Origin of the sequence: Vibrio sp. 1CM24A, assembly GCF_023161725.1 — a bacterium.
Classification (GTDB): Bacteria; Pseudomonadota; Gammaproteobacteria; order Enterobacterales; family Vibrionaceae; genus Vibrio; species Vibrio coralliirubri.
The window spans coordinates 1-17,670 of the sequence record NZ_JALNTS010000007.1 but is presented as its reverse complement, the minus strand read 5'-3'; the positions used below and the strand labels follow the sequence as shown (position 1 = coordinate 17,670).

Below are 17,670 nucleotides of genomic sequence, written 5' to 3'. Positions count from 1 at the left end.
ATAACTCTCACACAAGCCACATCGGTGAGCCTTATGGAATTATAACTAGGACGTTATTTAACTAGGGGGATCTATGCCTCGTACCGCGCACCCATCCGAACTGAACGATAAAAAACACAAGGTCAGCGATAAGGATTACGCTCGCACCATTCCTTGTAACCAAATCAGTATTTCCGCACCCTTTCATTGGTTGTCGCTTGCTCTGCATGACTTAGTAAGAATGCCTTTAATCAGCGCATTCTACGGTTTGTGCTTTATGGGAGCGGCAATCGCCATTGTTCAACTTGTCCAATGGCAAGGAACACACTTGGTCGTAATGCCAAGCCTGATCGTGTACATGCTAATAGGGCCGTTTCTTGCTCTGGGCTTGTATGACGCAGCTTGGGAAAGAGAAAAAGGACACAACGCCAGCCTACTGCACTCGATGAAAGCCATTACTCGCAACTCCACCCACCAATGGGCCTTTGCGATCGTATTGATGGTTGCGATGATATTCTGGATGCGTATCGCTGCGTTATTGCACGCGCTCTACCCTTCAGTGCAAGGCGCGCCACTGGCAGAGTTCGCTCCCTTCTTAATTACGGGCTCTGTGATTGGTTTTGTTATCGCAAGCCTCATATTTAGCATCTCAGCATTTTCAATTCCGTTAATGATGGAGAGACGCGTTGATGTGATGAGTGCGATTTTCACTAGCTTTAATGCCGTGAAATCGAACATCCCTGCGATGGTGGTATGGGCGAGTATTATTTGTGCCGGTATTCTGGTGGGTTTTGCTACCTACGGCATCGGAATGATCGTCACCATGCCGCTACTTGGCTATGGTACATGGCACGCTTATCACGAGATCATTAAGAAGAATCACCATCTATAAATAATCGCCATATTAACGAGCAATGTTATGATGAGGCCTTAGCTTAAACGCTGAGGCCTTTTATTTGGAGTTAACAACGTTTGTCTTACACCCCGCAACAACATCGAGCAAATAAGAAATTGGCCGAGTGCCTAGCTATCGCAAATCAACATTTCTCTCGTGAATTCCCTCACCCTATTATCACCTTCAAGTTAAGAGGCAAAGCGGCGGGAAAGGCCTACCTTCAGCTCAACGAAATTAAGCTCAATCACGTACTATTCGCTGAAAATGAAGACGCCTTCATCAACGAGGTTGTGCCGCATGAACTCGCACACCTAATCACGCATCAGGTTTTCGGACGTGTTAGGCCTCACGGAAATGAGTGGCAATACGTGATGGAAAAAGTATTCAACGTGCCAGCCAGAACAACTCACAGCTTTGAAATCGCTTCAGTTCAAGGGAAAACCTTTGAATATCGATGTGAGTGCACCACCTACCCATTATCAATCAGACGACACAACAAAGTACTTCGAAATCAATCGACCTATCGCTGCCAATTGTGCCAGCAAACCTTAGCTTTTACGGGAACTCAGCTAAGCTAGTGACAGGTTGATTTACTCGATAGAATAAATCTAATAGAGAGATCTAACATTTGAGTGCTAGACTGATGTTTATCATACTTTTATCAGTCTTTTTCTATGCAAAAACTCACCTTCAAAGCATTTGGCCTACCTGTGTCTTTTTACTTAACAATAGTATTTGGCCTACTGGTAACCCAAAGCGTTTTCGCTGCACCACCGAGCTCGTTCTCCAAAGCAAAAAAAGAAGCGGTGAAGATTTACCTTGATCACCCGACTTCGTTTTATTGTGGCTGTGACATTACTTGGAAAGACAAAAAGAAAGGCATTCCAGACCTTGATGGCTGTGGTTATCAAGTACGAAAGCAGCAAAAACGGGCGAGTCGAATTGAGTGGGAACACGTGGTTCCAGCTTGGCAATTTGGCCACCAGCGTCAGTGTTGGCAAGATGGTGGCCGCAAGAACTGCACTCGCAATGACAAAGTATTCAAATCCATGGAAGCCGATCTTCACAACCTAACGCCAGCCATTGGCGAGGTTAACGGTGATCGCTCCAACTACAATTTCAGTCAGTGGAATGGCATGGATGGTGTGAGCTATGGTCAGTGTGAAATGCAGGTCAACTTTAAGCAGCGTAAAGTTATGCCGCCAGACAGAGCAAAAGGCTCTATCGCGCGTACTTACCTTTACATGAGCCAAGAGTATGGTTTCAAGCTATCTAAGCAACAAACCAACCTAATGATGGCGTGGAACAAGCAATTTCCTGTCGACAAGTGGGAATGTACTCGTGATGAGCGAATCTATGCCATCCAAGGTAATCACAACCCATTTGTTTACCCTGCTTGTCAATAACGTCGCTCGTACAATCAACATTCCTAACTATCTCAAACAAGAGTTTCAGAATTGCCCCTGAAACTCTTGCTCTACCCTTGTTTTTTCAACTAAAAGCATCCATGTTAGGCAGAGACAAAATACCCAAATGAACATATTTATAGGTTTACCAGCATGAGAATCCCTCGTATCCATCACCCAGAACGCATTCATCAGTTAGGTTCACTCGCTTTAGGCGAAGATGCCGCGGGTCATGTTGGTCGTGTCCTTCGCATGAAAGAAGGTCAAGAAGTCCTTCTATTTGATGGCAGTGGCGCTGAATTCCCTGCGACGATAGCTGAAGTATCAAAGAAAAATGTCACCGTTAATGTCTCTGAACGCATCGAACGCAGCAGCGAATCTCCGTTAGACTTACATTTAGGCCAAGTGATTTCACGTGGTGACAAAATGGAGTTCACGATTCAGAAATCGGTAGAGCTTGGTGTGAACACCATTACCCCTCTGATTTCAGAGCGCTGTGGCGTTAAGCTTGATACAAAACGCTTCGAGAAAAAACTCGCACAGTGGCAAAAGATTGCTATTGCGGCGTGTGAACAGTGTGGCCGCAATACGGTTCCAGTCATTCGTCCAATTATGCAGCTTGAAGAGTGGTGCAGCGAACCAAGCGAAGCACTAAAGCTAAACCTACACCCTCGTGCAAAGTACTCAATTAACACCCTTCCAGAACCTATCAGCAAGGTGCGCCTATTGATTGGTCCTGAAGGTGGCTTGTCAGCTGAAGAAATCGGTATGACTGAACAATACAAATTTGAAGAGACGCTACTCGGCCCACGTGTACTTCGTACTGAGACAGCAGCTCTAACCGCAATTACTGCCTTACAAGTTCGTTTTGGCGATCTAGGCTAGGAGAAAAAAAATGATCAAACTTGGCATCGTAATGGATCCAATTTCATCCATTAACATCAAAAAAGACTCTAGCTTTGCCATGATGCTTGAAGCTCAGCGTCGTGGTTACGAAATCCATTACATGGAAATGGATGATCTACACTTAGATCAAGGCGTAGCCATTGCTGACACAAAAATTGTAGAACTAAAAGAAGATCTAAACGGTTGGTACGAATTCAAGTCAGAACAGACAATCGCGCTATCTGATTTAGATGCAGTGTTAATGCGTAAAGATCCTCCATTTGATACTGAGTACATTTACGCGACTTACATTCTTGAGCGTGCTGAAGAGAACGGCGCACTGATCGTAAACAAACCACAAAGCCTACGTGATTGTAACGAGAAGTTGTTCACGGCTTGGTTCCCAGAACTAACACCGACAACCATCGTGACTCGTAAAGCGGAAAAGATTAAAGAGTTCCGTGAGAAGCACGGTGATGTGATCCTTAAACCACTTGATGGTATGGGTGGTGCGTCAATCTTCCGCGTGAAGGAAGGCGATCCAAACGTATCAGTGATCATTGAAACATTGACGAACCACGGTCAAAACTACGCAATGGCACAGACTTTTGTTCCTGACATCAGCAATGGTGATAAGCGTATTCTTGTCGTTGACGGTGAGCCAATGCCTTACTGCCTAGCCCGTATCCCGGCTAAAGGGGAAACTCGAGGCAACCTAGCTGCTGGTGGTACAGGGGAAGCTCGTCCGTTGAGTGAAACAGACTGGGCTATCGCACGAGCAGTAGCTCCTTCACTAAAAGAAAAAGGCTTAATCTTTGTCGGACTTGATGTTATCGGTGACAAGCTGACAGAAATCAACGTGACTAGCCCCACTTGTATCCGTGAAATTGAAGCTGCTTTTGATATTTCGGTAACAGGTAAATTAATGGACGCAATCGAGCGTCGCGTTAACGCTAAATAGCCTAAACTAAAGAAAGCCTTAGCTATTCGCAAACGGCACAGAATCAATGAGCGGCTTCACGCCGCTCTTTTTCCTTTACTGGGAACACACTGGCAGGAGGCTCTATGAATTTAACGAACCACTTTCTGGTTGCTATGCCCGGAATGAAAGACCCCTACTTTCAAAATTCGGTAATTTACCTTTGTGAGCACAACGACGAAGGTGCGATGGGCTTAATGATCAACGCCCCTATCGATGTCACTGTCGGCAGCATGCTTAAACAAGTTGAGGTTGATTCTGAGCAGCCGAAATCCAACCAAGCAAGTCTTGATAAGCCAGTATTGAACGGTGGACCGGTCGCAGAAGACCGTGGGTTTATTTTGCACAAACCTAAAGGCAGCTATCAATCCAGCATCAACATGACAGATCAAATCTCGGTAACAACCTCAAAAGATATCTTGATGGTATTGGGCACAGAAGATGAGCCGATGAATTATTTAGTCGCACTTGGGTATGCAGGATGGGAACCGGGACAACTGGAAACCGAACTGACCGAGAACTCATGGTTAACCGTTGAAGCCGATCCGAAGGTCATCTTCGATACACCGATTTCTGACCGCTGGAAAGTCGCCGTGCAGATGTTAGGCATCAATGCAGCTCAGCTTTCAGCAGACGCTGGTCACGCCTAGCTCAAGTCAACTAAATAAAATAAACAGACACTCTCAAACACAGATAAATTTGGAACCCCCATGTCACGAACAATTATGGCATTTGACTACGGTACAAAAAGTATCGGCAGTGCGATAGGACAAGAAATCACGGGCACCGCAAGCCCTCTAAAAGCTTTTAAAGCCAAAGATGGCATCCCAAATTGGGACGATATCGAAAAGCAAATTAAGGAGTGGCAGCCGAACCTGATTGTGGTTGGCCTTCCTACCGACCTTCATGGTAAAGACTTAGCAACCATTACACCCAGAGCGAAGAAGTTCGCTAACCGTCTTAAAGGACGTTTTGGTGTGGATGTTGAGCTACATGATGAAAGACTCTCGACCACAGAAGCAAGGGCCGACCTTTTTGAAATGGGTGGCTATAAAGCGCTAAGCAAAGGCAATGTCGATAACCAGTCTGCAGTCGTCATTTTAGAGAGCTGGTTTGAAGCACAATATTCATAACGAAAATTAAGAGCTCAAAGATTAAACTCCGTTGTGATCCTATAATGATATTACGACGTAATGTCGAAGCAATTCATTAATAGGTAAGTGGGAGTTCACATGAAAATTTTTCTAGCAATCTTCGCCGCTCTAACCATTTCAGCATGCAGCTCAACAGGGTCTAGCAGTGCTGGGTATATGAATGATGGTAAAACCAATTCTAGCTTCACTAGCGGCAACAAATATTACGATGACAGCCGTCGAGAACACGGTTCGCTGAATAATAATTAAGTATCTTCAAACGCCTGAGTTCCACAACTCAGGCGTTCTTCGTTAAAGCCTATTGCTTCTAATCCATATCAATTTTAACACCAGCCAACGCACCAGTTCCGTAGTCGTCATCACCACGTCTGGTTTTGAGCATTAAGCGTAAGTCATTAGCAGAATCGGCACTGTGGAACGCATCCTCTTCACTGATCTTGCCTGCTATCACTAAATCATACAAAGCTTGGTCAAAAGTCTGCATACCAATTTCTTTCGATTTAGCCATGGTTGCTTTCAGCTCGTGTAGTTCACCACGACGAATCAAGTCAGAAACACGAGGGCTATTCAGCAGAATCTCGAATACACCATGACGCCCGCTGCCATTCTTGTCGCGAATGAGTTGCTGAGCGACGACACCACGTAGGTTCATCGATAGGTCAAACAAGAACTGTTCTTTCTGCTCTTTCGGCACCAAATGAAGAATACGCTCTAGCGCTTGGTTAGCGTTATTGGCGTGCAAGGTTGCCATACACAAGTGACCCGTTTCAGCAAAATTCATCGCGTATTCCATGGTCTCACGGCTACGGATTTCGCCAATCAAGATCATGTCTGGTGCTTGGCGTAGCGAGTTCTTAAGCGCGACTTCGTAACTATCGGTGTCGAGCCCGACCTCACGTTGCGTTACGATGCACTTTTTATGTTCATGGACGAACTCAATCGGATCTTCAACCGTTAAAATATGCCCTGAGCGATTGGTGTTACGATAGCCTGTCATTGCAGCCATCGAGGTTGACTTACCAGAGCCAGTCGCACCAACCACCAGCACAAGTCCGCGCTTAGCAATTGAAAGGTCCTGTAGTACATCAGGAAGCTTTAGTTGCTCAAAGGTTGGGATGTTAGTCTCGATACGTCGAATGACCGCTCCAGGTAGCTCTCGCTGAAAGAATGCACTGACACGAAAACGACCAAAGTCACGCACGATGGCAAAATTAGCCTCACGCGTTTGCTGGTACTCATCACGTCGATCTTGTTCCATCATCGCATCAAGTAATTGAGCAACTTGAGCCGCATTCAGCTTCTCTCCTTGGGGGCGTAATTCACCATCCACACGAAACAGGATTGGCGCATCGACCGTGATATAAAGATCCGACGCCTTTTGTGAAAGCATTCCCTCAAGGATTTGATTCAATTCCATTTTGTTTACCTTGATTAAAACATTGAGGTTTCAATTTCGATCTTTTTCTCGACCTCTTCCGAATCAACCAAGCCTTGAGCCATCAGCTGCTTCGCATTTTGCTCCATGGTCTGCATGCCATGTGCTGCGCCCGTTTGGATGATCGAGTACATCTGCGCAACCTTGTCTTCACGAATCAAGTTTCTGATCGCAGGTGTTGCCATCATGATTTCATGACACGCCACACGACCACCACCAACACGCTTTAGCAGCTTCTGGGCTATCACCGAGCGTAGTGATTCAGACAACATCGAACGAACCATATCTTTATCGCTACCTGGGAACACATCGATAATACGGTCGATCGTTTTTGCCGCAGAACTGGTGTGCAGAGTACCAAACACTAAATGACCCGTTTCTGCTGCGGTTAACGCTAAGCTAATCGTCTCTTGGTCACGAAGCTCACCAACCAGAATCACGTCTGGGTCTTCACGTAACGCACTGCGCAGTGCCGCTTTAAAACTGTGAGTATCACGGTGAACTTCACGCTGGTTGACTAGGCATTTATTATTGGTGTGAACGAACTCAATCGGGTCTTCAATCGTCAGGATATGCTTATTGTGGTTGCGATTTACGTAATCAACCATCGCCGCAAGAGTCGTTGATTTACCAGAGCCAGTGGGACCAGTAACGAGCACTAAGCCTTTTTCGTAGTTAGCAATCCTTTCGAAGATTTCAGGTGCGCCTAACTGATCTAAAGTCGGGATTTCGACAGGGATAGTTCGAAAGACAGCTGAGCAGCCACGGGCTTGGTTAAACGCATTAACACGAAAGCGACCAACATTGGGTAATTCAAAAGAGAAGTCGACTTCCAATTTTTCTTCAAATTCGCCGCGTTGTGAATCGCTCATGATCTCAAAAACCAAACGATGCACATCAGCATGACTCAAAGCTGGGATTCCAAGCTTCCTTACTTCACCATCTATACGTACCATTGGAGATACACCCGCAGAAAGATGTAGATCTGACGCGTTATGCTTTACACTAAAATCTAGTAACTCAGTGATATCCATTTATTTTCCCTTAAGTAAAGTCAGCTATGAGTAGTATTCAACAAAATATCGAACAAATCACCTCACAGATTCGTAGTGCTGAGCAAAAGTGCGGACGAGCTCCAGAGTCCGTGCAACTTTTAGCCGTCAGCAAAACTAAACCTATTGATGCGATTCTAGAAGCCGCACTCGGAGGCCAAGTTGCCTTTGGTGAAAACTATGTTCAAGAAGGTGTAGATAAAGTAAAACACTTTTCAGAACAACATTCTAACCTAAATTTAGAGTGGCATTTTATTGGTCCAATTCAATCCAATAAAACCCGCCCAATCGCGGAAAGCTTCCAATGGGTGCATTCCGTCGATCGCGATAAGATCGCGCAAAGGCTTAGTGATCAACGACCAAGCGAGCTTCCACCTCTGCAAGTGTTGATTCAGGTAAACACCAGTGGTGAAGAGTCCAAGTCTGGAACCTCAGAAGAGACAGTTTTTGCACTCGCGGAGTTGATTTCATCGCTCCCCAACCTCACCTTAAGAGGATTGATGTCGATTCCTGCAAACGTATCTGACTATCAATCTCAGCTTAATGCATTTTCTCAACTGGCAGAGCTTAAAGACAAGCTAGCCGCGAAGTATTCAGACATTGATACCCTTTCGATGGGGATGAGTGGTGATATGGATGCAGCAGTTGAGGCTGGTAGCACAATGGTTCGTATTGGAACAGCTATTTTCGGCGCTCGTGATTACGCGAAATAGCCGTAGTAAGTAACGACAAGTACAAGTATTGATACCGCTTCGCCTTATCCGCGCAGCGACACGCTCAGGATTTTATATATGGAACATAAGAACATCGCCTTTATTGGGGCGGGAAACATGGTTCGCTCAATTGTAGCGGGCTTAGTTGCTAGTGGTTACCCAGCGCAAAAGATTACTGCGACAGCACCTTCAGAAACCAGAAGGCTGCCGTTAGAACAAGAATACGGCATCAATACCACCAGCGATAATATTGCAGCAGCAGAGCAAGCAGACGTTGTTGTGTTATCCGTGAAGCCACAAATGATGGCTGATGTATGTAAACCCTTACAAGATATCGACTTCAGCAACAAACTGGTTATCTCAATTGCCGCGGGTATTAATGCGAATCGACTCAATGAGATGTTAAACTGCCAACTGAACCTTGTTCGTGTGATGCCAAATACGCCATCACTGCTTGGTAAAGGGATGAGTGGTCTTTATGCCGATGCAACTGTCAGCCAAGATGATAAAGACTTTGCTTCTCAGCTGATGCAAGCAGTTGGTGAAGTAAGCTGGGTTGAACAAGAGTCTGGAATCAACAACATCATTGCGGCGGCGGGTAGCGCTCCGGCTTACTTCTTCCTGTTTATGGAAGCGATGCAAGCTGAAGCAATCAAGCAAGGTTTTGACCAAGAAACCGCTCGTAAGCTAGTGCAGCAGTCTGCATTAGGCGCGGCAGAGATGGTCGTTGCAAACCCAGAGACTGAATTATCAACACTGCGTGAACAAGTGACATCAAAAGGCGGCACGACCGCAGAAGCACTACGCACGTTTAACGAACATCAACTATCAGACATCGTAGCAAAAGCCATGCAGGCAGCGGTTGCTCGAGCTGAAGAGATGGAAAAACTGTTTTAGTACCAATCAAGGTAAACAAGCATTTTGCCGCTCGGGTTATATCTAAGCGGCAAGTAAATCCGAAAAAGGAAACAATATGAACTCGATGAGCTTTCTGATCTCGACCGTTTTTGATCTTTACATCATGGTTGTGATCTTGCGTATCTGGCTACAAGCATCACGTGCAGATTTCTACAATCCATTCTCACAATTCATCGTAAAAGCGACACAACCAGTTGTTGCCCCGCTACGCCGAGTTATCCCATCAATCGGCAGCCTTGATCTGGCGACGGTTGTTTTTGCTTACGTGCTGTGTGTACTTAAGTTCGTTGCTCTAAACCTGATTATTTCTGGCGGCGCTGCCGTTTTCGATATTAGCTTCCTTATCTTTGGCGCACTGTCTCTGCTCAAAGCAGCTGGTGGCTTGATCTTCTGGGTCCTACTTATCCGCGCAATCCTAAGCTGGGTAAGCCAAGGTCGTAGTCCAATCGAGTACGTGTTCCATCAACTGACTGAACCAATGCTAGTGCCTATCCGCCGTATACTTCCGGACATGGGTGGTTTCGACCTAAGCGTACTGGTTCTGTTCATTGTTCTGCAATTTGCGAACTTCCTAATGGGCGACATGATTGGTCCTATTTGGTATCAGCTATAATTCAAGTACAAACATCAGGTACTTTGACGATGCCAAAAGCGGTTTGGGCCGAGGAAGACGATATTCTTCTTAGGCTCTATATCCAACCCAAAGCAAGCCGAGACAAAATTGTCGGCTTGCACGGTCAGGAACTGAAAATTGCCATTACTGCACCACCGGTTGATGGCAAAGCCAATGCCCATTTAGCGAAATACCTTGCGAAACAGTTTAAGGTCGCAAAAGGGCAAATTAAGATAGAAAAGGGAGAGCTCGGTAGGCACAAGCAAGTTCGAATATGCTCGCCAAGCCAAATCCCAACTGAAGTCAAAGCCATCCTATGATGGCTTTTTGCTATTTATTGGAGTCATTATGCGTTTATGGATAACAGCACTACTCACCGCTCTTGTTGCCTTACCAAGCTCAGCAGGGCAATTTAAGAACATTAAGGATGTCGAGGTTCATTACTCGGCTTTTAATTCCACGTTCTTAACTGCGCAAGTCGCTAAGCAATACAAACTTAAGCGAAATGGATACTCAGCAATCCTCAACATCAGCGTGTTAGACAAGGCTTCTTTAGGCAAGCCTGCGACAACGGCTAAAATTACCGGAACAGCGAAGAACCTCGTTGGAAACACCCGTACTTTGAAGTTTCGAGAAATCAAAGAAGGCGATGCGATTTATTACCTTGCTGAGTTCCCCGTAACTCACGAAGAAAACATCACCTTCGACATCGATGTGAACGCAGGCCTAAAAGGCACTGGTCCACTGCGTTTCACACAGAAATTCTATATAGAATAGTAAGCTCAAACCTTACTTTTCATTTATTAACTTATTTAGAGCTACATTCCCATGAGTAAGATTGTTTTAGCAACAGGCAACCAAGGTAAAGTTCACGAGATGGCAGATATTCTGTCTGAGTTTGGTTTTGACGTTGTCGCGCAAAGTGAATTTAACGTTTCAGAAGTCGCTGAAACAGGAACGACTTTCATTGAAAATGCCATCATCAAAGCTCGCCATGCAGCGAAAGAAACAGGGCTGCCAGCCATTGCTGACGACTCAGGTTTAGAGGTTGATTACTTAAATGGTGCTCCGGGCATCTACTCAGCGCGTTACTCAGGTGAAGGAGCAACCGATAAGCAGAACATCGAAAAACTATTAGATGCGATGCAAGGTGTCGAAACTGAAAAGCGTACTGCGCGTTTCCACTGTGTGTTGGTGCTAATGCGTCACGAAAACGATCCAACACCATTGGTGTGTCACGGAAAATGGGAAGGTCGCATCCTTACTGAAGAACATGGCGAGAATGGCTTTGGCTACGATCCTGTATTCTTTGTTCCAGAAGATAACTGCGCATCAGCAGAGCTTGAATCTTCACGTAAGAAGCAACTATCACACCGTGGCAAAGCACTTGCGTCACTATTTAAAGCCCTTAAGGAGCAAGCTCTGTAATGCACGACGCAGCGCTAATACCACCCGCACTTAGCCTCTATGTACACATCCCATGGTGTGTACAAAAGTGTCCGTATTGTGATTTTAACTCTCACGCTCTGAAAGCCGAGATCCCTGAAAAAGAGTACATAAATGCACTGCTTGAGGATCTTGAGACTGATATCGAAAAATATCAGCTCAATGGCGCACCTCGCCCACTGCATTCGATCTTTATTGGTGGCGGTACCCCAAGCCTGTTTTCTCCTGAAGGAATTGGCCGATTGTTACAAGGCATTGAACAGCGCATCCCGTTCAAACCTGACATAGAAATCACCATGGAAGCCAACCCGGGAACTATCGAAGCTGAGCGTTTTGCAGGTTACCAAAAGGCAGGCATTACTCGAATCTCGGTGGGTGTGCAAAGTTTTGAGCAAGAGAAACTGGAAAGACTTGGGCGTATTCATGGTCAAGATGAAGCGGTCAACGCAGCTCATTTAGCACATAAGATTGGATTGAATAGTTTCAACTTAGACTTAATGCACGGCTTACCCGATCAGAGTATTGATCAAGCGTTGGCTGATTTGGATAAAGCGATCGAACTCGACCCTCCGCACTTATCTTGGTATCAGCTAACAATAGAACCTAACACCATGTTCTATTACAAAACGCCAAAGCTACCTGACGATGATGATCTTTGGGATATTTTCGACTTAGGCCATAAGAAGCTCGCAGACGCAGGGTATGTGCAGTACGAAATTTCAGGCTACAGCAAACCGGGATATCAGTGTCAACATAACCTCAACTACTGGCGCTTTGGTGACTACCTAGGTATTGGCTGTGGCTCTCATGGCAAGCTAAGTTTTGCTGATGGACGCATCATTCGTACAACTAAGGTTAAACACCCTAGAGGCTATTTAGCGGCTTACCAGAACATGGTGAAACCGTACCTATCCGATGAGTTTGAAGTGCCGAATGAAGACCGACCTTTTGAGTTCTTCATGAACCGATTTAGGTTAATGGAAGCATGTCCAAAGCAAGATTTCATCGATACGACTGGGCTTGGCTTCGACTCGATTCAAGAAACGATTGAATGGGCAAAAGAGCTAGGTTACTTGAATGAAACCGACACGCACTGGCAGATCACAGAAAAAGGGAAGCTATTCCTAAATGATTTGCTGGAAGCCTTTATGGCAGAAGAAGACGAATAGATCGAGATTCGAGAAGCATTGCGTAAGGGTTGGCTTTAGGGCCAACCCTTTTTGTTTTATAGCCCCCCTTTCGGAGCGAAGCGTTCTATAGAACGAAGTCCGTACTCGAATCTCGCACCTTTCTCTTAGAAAATAGAACGACCAATTCGCTCTGAAAGCAACTCTAGAGCCTTAGTACCTGCAAGCGAGTTACCAGAAGGATCGAGTTCTGGGGACCACACTGCGATTGTCATCTCACCCGGAACAATAGCAATAATACCGCCACCGACACCCGATTTTCCTGGCATACCAACACGGTAGGCAAACTCGCCCGCACCATCGTACAAACCACATGTCGCAAGCAAAGCATTCAACTGCTTGGTTTGGACTGGCGTGATGATCTCTTTCTTGGTTTGAACCGAGACACCTTTGTTTGCCAAATAGCTAAAGGTTTTGGCCAAGTCCACACACGTCATTTTAAGCGCACAGGCATGAAAGTAGTTATTCAGGACAGGGATAACATCATTTTCAAAGTTACCAAATGAACGCATCAAGTACGCGATAGCCGCATTACGATCGCTGTGCATCATTTCTGAAGCCGCTACTATCTTGTCATACACGATATGAGTGTCGCCCGACAACTGGCGCACAAACTCCAACAAACGATGTCTCGGCGCTGACAGGCGGCTTTGTAATAGATCCGCTACGACAATAGCACCCGCGTTGATAAACGGGTTACGGGGAATCCCCTGCTCCATCTCAAGCTGAATCATCGAGTTAAAGGCTTGACCAGAAGGCTCTTTGCCTACTCTTTGCCAAATCTCTTCAGGCTTGTATAGCACCATAGCTAACGTCAGGCTCAAGGCTTTAGAGATAGATTGCACAGAAAATGCTTCTTCAGCATCGCCTGCTTTAATCACCTCTCCTTCATTGGTGTATACCGCGATCGCCAGTTTCTGGTTCGATACGCGAGCCAGTGCAGGGATATAATCAGCGACCTTTCCCTGTCCAATTAAAGGACGAACTTCGTCTAAGATCTCGGCCAAAATAGCTTGAGTTGGTTTCATGTGCGCTTACTTCTATATTGTTATTTTTGTAGGGGTGTAACATATACCAATCGTAGTAAATAACTGCTCACTCTAGCTTGTTAAAATGCTCGATAACTGCGTTAGAATTTTTGATTGTAGAGTAACTACTTATCGAAAAATGCTGCCTTGTTCTCAAGCCTTTTTCCTACGCTATTTCTGATCACTTACTTACTGTGATTGGTATTACTTTCTGTCCTTAAGCCTTTACTGAAATAAAAGCCTAAGGATAAAAAAGCCAACATTACAATAATGTTGGCTTTAATCAATCCCATAAAGTGTAGGGGTTAAATCCTAAGTTGGATTACCCTTCACTTAATTTGATTCGACGTTACTTAGTACGCTTGAACTTAATGTCCCAAACACCATGACCTAAACGGTGGCCACGAGCTTCAAACTTAGTTAGCGGGCGCTCATCCGGACGAGGGATGTAATCACCATCTTCAGCGATATTCTCGAAGCCTGGAGCTACGTTCATCACTTCAATCATGTGCTCTGCGTAGTTTTCCCAGTCTGTTGCCATGTGGAAAATACCAGTATCAAGTTGAAGCTTACCGCGAACCATTTCTGCAAACTCAGCCTTAACGATACGACGTTTGTGGTGACGAGCTTTGTGCCATGGGTCAGGGAAGAACAGTTGCAGTGTATGCAGGCTGCTATCTGGAATCATGTGTTCAAATACTTCTACTGCATCGTGACACATTACACGCAGGTTAGTTACGCCAGCATCACGCGCTGTACCTAAACAAGCACCAACACCTGGGCTGTGAACTTCAATACCTAAGAAGTTTTTCTCAGGTGCATTCTTTGCCATTTCAACCAGTGATGCACCCATACCGAAGCCAATCTCTAGTACAACTGGGTTATCGTTGCCAAACACTTCTTTCCAGTTAAGAAGCTCTGGGTTGTAGTCGATACCCATTGTTGGCCAACATTCATTCATCGCGTTTTCTTGGCCTTTTGTTAAGCGGCCTTCGCGGCGAACAAAACTACGGATCTTACGAACCAGTTTGCCGTCTTCAGTATATTCGTTAGTGGTCACTTCACTCATTGATTTTTGCCTGCACATTGATTAATCAAAGCGGGGATTATCCAAAGAATTGCCTTCGGTGCAAGTCTTTCCGTGGATAAATTCCCACACAATTTGTCTGTTTTACATCCAACGTTAAGTGTGGTGCAATTTCGCTTCTAATAATAGCAAAGCATAGAGCATGTCGTGACTTCTTTCGCAACCGCCATATTAAAGTGGTATGACGCCTACGGGCGTAAAGAATTGCCTTGGCAACAAAACAAAACCGCCTACACCGTTTGGCTATCTGAGATAATGCTTCAGCAGACTCAGGTTGCTACGGTGATTCCATACTACCAACGCTTCTTAGAACGCTTTCCAACGGTTATCGACCTAGCGAACGCCGAACAAGATGAGGTACTCCACTTATGGACAGGGCTTGGTTATTACGCACGAGCTCGCAATCTACACAAAGCAGCCAAGATCGTTGCTGAGCAATATGGTGGTGAATTTCCGCTTTCTATCGAAGAGATGAACGCGCTACCGGGCATCGGTCGCTCGACTGCAGCTGCAGTACTGTCTTCGGTTCATAAGCTTCCTCATGCGATTCTTGATGGCAATGTAAAACGAACGCTTGCGAGAAGCTTTGCCGTTGAAGGTTGGCCTGGGCAAAAGAAAGTCGAGAACCAACTTTGGGAACACGCCGAAGCACATACTCCGAACAAAGATGTCGATAAGTACAACCAAGCAATGATGGACATGGGTGCGATGGTTTGTACCCGTAGCAAGCCTAAGTGCACCTTGTGCCCGATTGAAAGCATGTGTGAGGCCAAGAAGCTCGATAGACAGCTCGACTTCCCAGGCAAAAAGCCTAAGAAAGAAAAGCCAGTAAAAGAAACATGGTTTGTGATTCTGTATCACGACAACCAAGTGTGGCTCGAACAGCGCCCTCAATCTGGTATCTGGGGCGGATTGTTTTGTTTCCCTCAAAATGAAAACGCAGAGATCGAACATCAACTAGATCTTCGTTCGATCAAAGACACTCAAACGGATTCGATCAAGACCATGATTGCGTTTAGACATACTTTCAGCCACTACCACTTAGATATCACGCCAGTATTAGTGAAATTAGATAAACAACCAGATTTGATAATGGAAGGGACTAAAGGTCTCTGGTATAACTTATCAAAACCGGAAGAAATTGGCCTAGCCGCTCCTGTAAAGCAGCTTATTGAGAGCCTACCCTTTGAACTGAACGACGACGTTTGAATCAACGAACGCGATAAGAGGAACCACTATGAGCCGCACTGTATTTTGTGCTCGCCTTCAAAAAGATGCTGAAGGCCTAGATTTTCAACTTTACCCAGGTGACTTAGGTAAGCGTATCTTTGACAACGTGTCTAAAGAAGCTTGGGGACAATGGCAAAGCAAGCAAACGATGCTTATCAATGAAAAGAAGCTAAACATGATGGATCCTGAGCATCGTAAACTTCTTGAAACTGAGATGGTTAACTTCCTTTTCGAAGGTAAAGATGTCGTAATTGATGGCTATACTCCACCAAGCGAATAAGACATTTATTTAAGCAATTTTTAATGACATCATGGTTAACGCTGCGATGTCATTTTTGTATGAGGAACTATGAAAAAGCTAAGTTACTTCCTAACAGCCATGTTATTAACTGGCTGCAGCCGTGAATTTGTCGAAAGCATTTATGATGTTAATTACGAACCGACCAACCGATTTGTAAGCAACTTAGCGGAGCTACCTGGTCAGTTTGAAAAAGACACCGGAGCACTAGATGCTTTGATTAATAGCTTTTCTGGCAATATCCAAAAACGCTGGGGCAGTAGTGAAGTAAAAATCGCAGGTAAGAGTAACTATGTGAAATACATAGACAATTACCTAAGCCGTTCAGAAGTAAACTTTAGCGAAGGCCTCATAACGGTAGAAACCGTCTCCTCGACTGAACCTAAAAAACACCTCAAAAATGCGATCATGACGACGCTTTTGACGCCAGATGATCCGGCGCATGTCGACCTATTCTCCTCCAAAAGCATCAAGTTAGAAGGCAAGCCTTTCCTCTACAATCAAGTTGTAGATCAAGAGAAGAAGCCTATTCAATGGACTTGGCGCGCTAACCAGTTCGCTGATTACCTGATCGCCAATAACCTAAAAACCAAAGAAGTCGACTTTAAAAAAGCCTATTACGTTGAGATCCCAATGGTGGCCGATCACGCCAGTCAGCGTAGTTATCAATACGCCGATATCGTTCGACGAGCATCTCAGCGTTACGACATTCCTGAAGACTTGATCTACGCGATTATCAAAACAGAGAGTAGTTTCAACCCCTACGCGGTGAGTTGGGCGAATGCATACGGTCTGATGCAGGTGGTGCCTAAAACCGCTGGTCGAGATGTGTTTAAGCTTGTAAAGAACAAGCCTGGAGAGCCAAGTCCTGAGTATTTATTCAATCCAGAAAACAACATTGATGCTGGCACCGCGTACTTTTACATACTCAAAAATCGTTATTTGAAAGATGTAAAACACCCGACAACGCTCGAGTACAGCATGATTTCAGCATACAACGGCGGCACGGGTGGCGTACTCAATACCTTCAGCAAGGACAGAAAACGAGCAATGCGAGACCTAAACTCGCTGCAACCTAGCCAAGCGTACTGGGCACTTACTAAAAAGCACCCAAACAAAGAGTCGCGCCGATACTTAGAAAAAGTAACAAAATTCAAGAAAGATTTTAACCAAGGTAAAACGTAAGCCTCACTTTTGAATAAAAAAACAACTAACGAACGTTTTTTTTAATTATTTTCAAAAAAGGTGTTGACGGTTATGAAGAAAATCCGTTTAATAGCGCTCCGTTGCCCGGATAGCTCAGTCGGTAGAGCAGAGGATTGAAAATCCTCGTGTCGGTGGTTCGATTCCGCCTCCGGGCACCAC

22 protein-coding genes and 1 tRNA gene are annotated in these 17,670 nt (G+C 45.2%); 19 read left to right on the top strand and 4 right to left on the bottom strand.

Annotated features, from left to right (window positions below; all coding sequences use genetic code 11):
* Positions 1 to 73: 73 nt before the first annotated feature.
* From MSG38_RS15955 to MSG38_RS15920, 8 genes are all read left to right on the top strand, one after another.
* The gene (locus MSG38_RS15955) at positions 74 to 871 is read left to right on the top strand and encodes a DUF2189 domain-containing protein (RefSeq protein ID WP_017069586.1); all 798 of its coding nucleotides are present in this window, start codon (positions 74 to 76) and stop codon (positions 869 to 871) included.
* Between the two features lie 80 nt (positions 872 to 951).
* Complete coding sequence (locus MSG38_RS15950; protein ID WP_050634033.1) at positions 952 to 1,452, top strand: SprT family zinc-dependent metalloprotease; 501 nt, start codon at positions 952 to 954, stop codon at positions 1,450 to 1,452.
* 96 nt (positions 1,453 to 1,548) lie between these two features.
* A complete protein-coding gene (locus MSG38_RS15945) occupies positions 1,549 to 2,280 on the top strand; it encodes an endonuclease (protein ID WP_050634034.1) in 732 nt (243 codons plus the stop codon).
* A gap of 153 nt (positions 2,281 to 2,433) precedes the next feature.
* A complete protein-coding gene (gene rsmE, locus MSG38_RS15940; protein WP_017062238.1) occupies positions 2,434 to 3,165 on the top strand; it encodes a 16S rRNA (uracil(1498)-N(3))-methyltransferase in 732 nt (243 codons plus the stop codon).
* Positions 3,166 to 3,175: 10 nt separating this feature from the next.
* The gene (gshB, locus tag MSG38_RS15935; protein ID WP_050634035.1) at positions 3,176 to 4,126 is read left to right on the top strand and encodes a glutathione synthase; all 951 of its coding nucleotides are present in this window, start codon (positions 3,176 to 3,178) and stop codon (positions 4,124 to 4,126) included.
* A 104-nt stretch (positions 4,127 to 4,230) separates the two neighbouring features.
* On the top strand, positions 4,231 to 4,794 hold the full coding sequence (locus MSG38_RS15930) for a YqgE/AlgH family protein (protein WP_048611435.1): 564 nt from the start codon (positions 4,231 to 4,233) through the stop codon (positions 4,792 to 4,794).
* Between the two features lie 60 nt (positions 4,795 to 4,854).
* Positions 4,855 to 5,277: a Holliday junction resolvase RuvX gene (gene ruvX, locus MSG38_RS15925; RefSeq protein WP_017062240.1), complete on the top strand. Its 423-nt coding sequence runs from the start codon at positions 4,855 to 4,857 to the stop codon at positions 5,275 to 5,277.
* Positions 5,278 to 5,376: 99 nt separating this feature from the next.
* Positions 5,377 to 5,547: a hypothetical protein gene (locus MSG38_RS15920; protein ID WP_156172492.1), complete on the top strand. Its 171-nt coding sequence runs from the start codon at positions 5,377 to 5,379 to the stop codon at positions 5,545 to 5,547.
* 58 nt (positions 5,548 to 5,605) lie between these two features.
* On the opposite strand, the gene MSG38_RS15915 is transcribed toward MSG38_RS15920, so the two are convergent.
* Together MSG38_RS15915 and MSG38_RS15910 are read right to left on the bottom strand one after the other, a co-directional pair.
* Complete coding sequence (locus tag MSG38_RS15915; protein ID WP_248402211.1) at positions 5,606 to 6,715, bottom strand: PilT/PilU family type 4a pilus ATPase; 1,110 nt, start codon at positions 6,713 to 6,715, stop codon at positions 5,606 to 5,608.
* Positions 6,716 to 6,729: 14 nt separating this feature from the next.
* Entirely contained in the window at positions 6,730 to 7,767 is a 1,038-nt protein-coding gene (locus MSG38_RS15910) for a type IV pilus twitching motility protein PilT (RefSeq protein ID WP_017062242.1), read from the bottom strand.
* Positions 7,768 to 7,793: 26 nt separating this feature from the next.
* Here MSG38_RS15910 and MSG38_RS15905 point away from each other — a divergent pair, with 26 nt between their 5' ends.
* The 7 genes from MSG38_RS15905 to hemW all read left to right on the top strand — a co-directional run bounded on the left by MSG38_RS15905 (position 7,794) and on the right by hemW (position 12,644).
* Positions 7,794 to 8,498, top strand: a complete 705-nt coding sequence (locus tag MSG38_RS15905; protein ID WP_061038610.1) for a YggS family pyridoxal phosphate-dependent enzyme — start codon at positions 7,794 to 7,796, stop codon at positions 8,496 to 8,498.
* A gap of 78 nt (positions 8,499 to 8,576) precedes the next feature.
* Positions 8,577 to 9,395, top strand: coding sequence for a pyrroline-5-carboxylate reductase (gene proC, locus MSG38_RS15900; protein WP_248402210.1), 819 nt, complete (start codon positions 8,577 to 8,579; stop codon positions 9,393 to 9,395).
* A gap of 76 nt (positions 9,396 to 9,471) precedes the next feature.
* Complete coding sequence (locus MSG38_RS15895) at positions 9,472 to 10,029, top strand: YggT family protein (RefSeq protein ID WP_017067798.1); 558 nt, start codon at positions 9,472 to 9,474, stop codon at positions 10,027 to 10,029.
* A gap of 29 nt (positions 10,030 to 10,058) precedes the next feature.
* Positions 10,059 to 10,349: a DUF167 family protein YggU gene (gene yggU / locus MSG38_RS15890; protein WP_248402209.1), complete on the top strand. Its 291-nt coding sequence runs from the start codon at positions 10,059 to 10,061 to the stop codon at positions 10,347 to 10,349.
* 28 nt (positions 10,350 to 10,377) lie between these two features.
* Complete coding sequence (locus MSG38_RS15885; RefSeq protein WP_248402208.1) at positions 10,378 to 10,806, top strand: DUF4426 domain-containing protein; 429 nt, start codon at positions 10,378 to 10,380, stop codon at positions 10,804 to 10,806.
* 51 nt (positions 10,807 to 10,857) lie between these two features.
* Positions 10,858 to 11,457 carry an XTP/dITP diphosphatase gene (locus MSG38_RS15880; protein WP_248402207.1) on the top strand — a complete coding sequence of 200 codons (600 nt, stop codon included), beginning with the start codon at positions 10,858 to 10,860 and terminating at the stop codon, positions 11,455 to 11,457.
* Positions 11,457 to 12,644, top strand: coding sequence for a radical SAM family heme chaperone HemW (gene hemW, locus MSG38_RS15875; protein WP_248402206.1), 1,188 nt, complete (start codon positions 11,457 to 11,459; stop codon positions 12,642 to 12,644). The genes MSG38_RS15880 and hemW overlap by 1 nt, the downstream gene beginning before the upstream one ends.
* Positions 12,645 to 12,769: 125 nt before the next feature.
* On the opposite strand, the gene glsB is transcribed toward hemW, so the two are convergent.
* Entirely contained in the window at positions 12,770 to 13,690 is a 921-nt protein-coding gene (glsB, locus tag MSG38_RS15870) for a glutaminase B (RefSeq protein ID WP_048611451.1), read from the bottom strand.
* 349 nt (positions 13,691 to 14,039) lie between these two features.
* Positions 14,040 to 14,759: a tRNA (guanosine(46)-N7)-methyltransferase TrmB gene (gene trmB, locus MSG38_RS15865; RefSeq protein ID WP_004735468.1), complete on the bottom strand. Its 720-nt coding sequence runs from the start codon at positions 14,757 to 14,759 to the stop codon at positions 14,040 to 14,042.
* Positions 14,760 to 14,924: 165 nt separating this feature from the next.
* Here trmB and mutY point away from each other — a divergent pair, with 165 nt between their 5' ends.
* The 4 genes from mutY to MSG38_RS15845 all read left to right on the top strand — a co-directional run bounded on the left by mutY (position 14,925) and on the right by MSG38_RS15845 (position 17,669).
* Entirely contained in the window at positions 14,925 to 15,986 is a 1,062-nt protein-coding gene (gene mutY / locus MSG38_RS15860) for an A/G-specific adenine glycosylase (RefSeq protein ID WP_048605851.1), read from the top strand.
* A 28-nt stretch (positions 15,987 to 16,014) separates the two neighbouring features.
* Complete coding sequence (locus tag MSG38_RS15855) at positions 16,015 to 16,287, top strand: oxidative damage protection protein (RefSeq protein ID WP_010435637.1); 273 nt, start codon at positions 16,015 to 16,017, stop codon at positions 16,285 to 16,287.
* A gap of 69 nt (positions 16,288 to 16,356) precedes the next feature.
* Entirely contained in the window at positions 16,357 to 17,490 is a 1,134-nt protein-coding gene (gene mltC, locus MSG38_RS15850) for a membrane-bound lytic murein transglycosylase MltC (protein ID WP_248402205.1), read from the top strand.
* 103 nt (positions 17,491 to 17,593) lie between these two features.
* Positions 17,594 to 17,669: transfer RNA gene (locus MSG38_RS15845), tRNA-Phe, on the top strand.
* The last annotated feature ends 1 nt before the right edge of the window (position 17,670 follow it).

Bases quoted from the DNA above. Each gene is read 5' to 3' on its own strand.
- MSG38_RS15905 (WP_061038610.1), top strand. From the start codon at position 7,794: ATGAGTAGTATTCAACAAAATATCGAACAAATCACCTCACAGATTCGT.
- MSG38_RS15895 (WP_017067798.1), top strand. From the start codon at position 9,472: ATGAACTCGATGAGCTTTCTGATCTCGACCGTTTTTGATCTTTACATC.
- mltC (WP_248402205.1), top strand. From the start codon at position 16,357: ATGAAAAAGCTAAGTTACTTCCTAACAGCCATGTTATTAACTGGCTGC.
- hemW (WP_248402206.1), top strand. From the start codon at position 11,457: ATGCACGACGCAGCGCTAATACCACCCGCACTTAGCCTCTATGTACAC.
- MSG38_RS15930 (WP_048611435.1), top strand. From the start codon at position 4,231: ATGAATTTAACGAACCACTTTCTGGTTGCTATGCCCGGAATGAAAGAC.
- MSG38_RS15920 (WP_156172492.1), top strand. From the start codon at position 5,377: ATGAAAATTTTTCTAGCAATCTTCGCCGCTCTAACCATTTCAGCATGC.
- gshB (WP_050634035.1), top strand. From the start codon at position 3,176: ATGATCAAACTTGGCATCGTAATGGATCCAATTTCATCCATTAACATC.
- MSG38_RS15855 (WP_010435637.1), top strand. From the start codon at position 16,015: ATGAGCCGCACTGTATTTTGTGCTCGCCTTCAAAAAGATGCTGAAGGC.
- proC (WP_248402210.1), top strand. From the start codon at position 8,577: ATGGAACATAAGAACATCGCCTTTATTGGGGCGGGAAACATGGTTCGC.
- MSG38_RS15945 (WP_050634034.1), top strand. From the start codon at position 1,549: ATGCAAAAACTCACCTTCAAAGCATTTGGCCTACCTGTGTCTTTTTAC.
- rsmE (WP_017062238.1), top strand. From the start codon at position 2,434: ATGAGAATCCCTCGTATCCATCACCCAGAACGCATTCATCAGTTAGGT.
- MSG38_RS15915 (WP_248402211.1), bottom strand. From the start codon at position 6,715: ATGGAATTGAATCAAATCCTTGAGGGAATGCTTTCACAAAAGGCGTCG.
- glsB (WP_048611451.1), bottom strand. From the start codon at position 13,690: ATGAAACCAACTCAAGCTATTTTGGCCGAGATCTTAGACGAAGTTCGT.
- MSG38_RS15885 (WP_248402208.1), top strand. From the start codon at position 10,378: ATGCGTTTATGGATAACAGCACTACTCACCGCTCTTGTTGCCTTACCA.
- ruvX (WP_017062240.1), top strand. From the start codon at position 4,855: ATGTCACGAACAATTATGGCATTTGACTACGGTACAAAAAGTATCGGC.
- MSG38_RS15955 (WP_017069586.1), top strand. From the start codon at position 74: ATGCCTCGTACCGCGCACCCATCCGAACTGAACGATAAAAAACACAAG.
- trmB (WP_004735468.1), bottom strand. From the start codon at position 14,759: ATGAGTGAAGTGACCACTAACGAATATACTGAAGACGGCAAACTGGTT.
- MSG38_RS15910 (WP_017062242.1), bottom strand. From the start codon at position 7,767: ATGGATATCACTGAGTTACTAGATTTTAGTGTAAAGCATAACGCGTCA.
- yggU (WP_248402209.1), top strand. From the start codon at position 10,059: ATGCCAAAAGCGGTTTGGGCCGAGGAAGACGATATTCTTCTTAGGCTC.
- MSG38_RS15880 (WP_248402207.1), top strand. From the start codon at position 10,858: ATGAGTAAGATTGTTTTAGCAACAGGCAACCAAGGTAAAGTTCACGAG.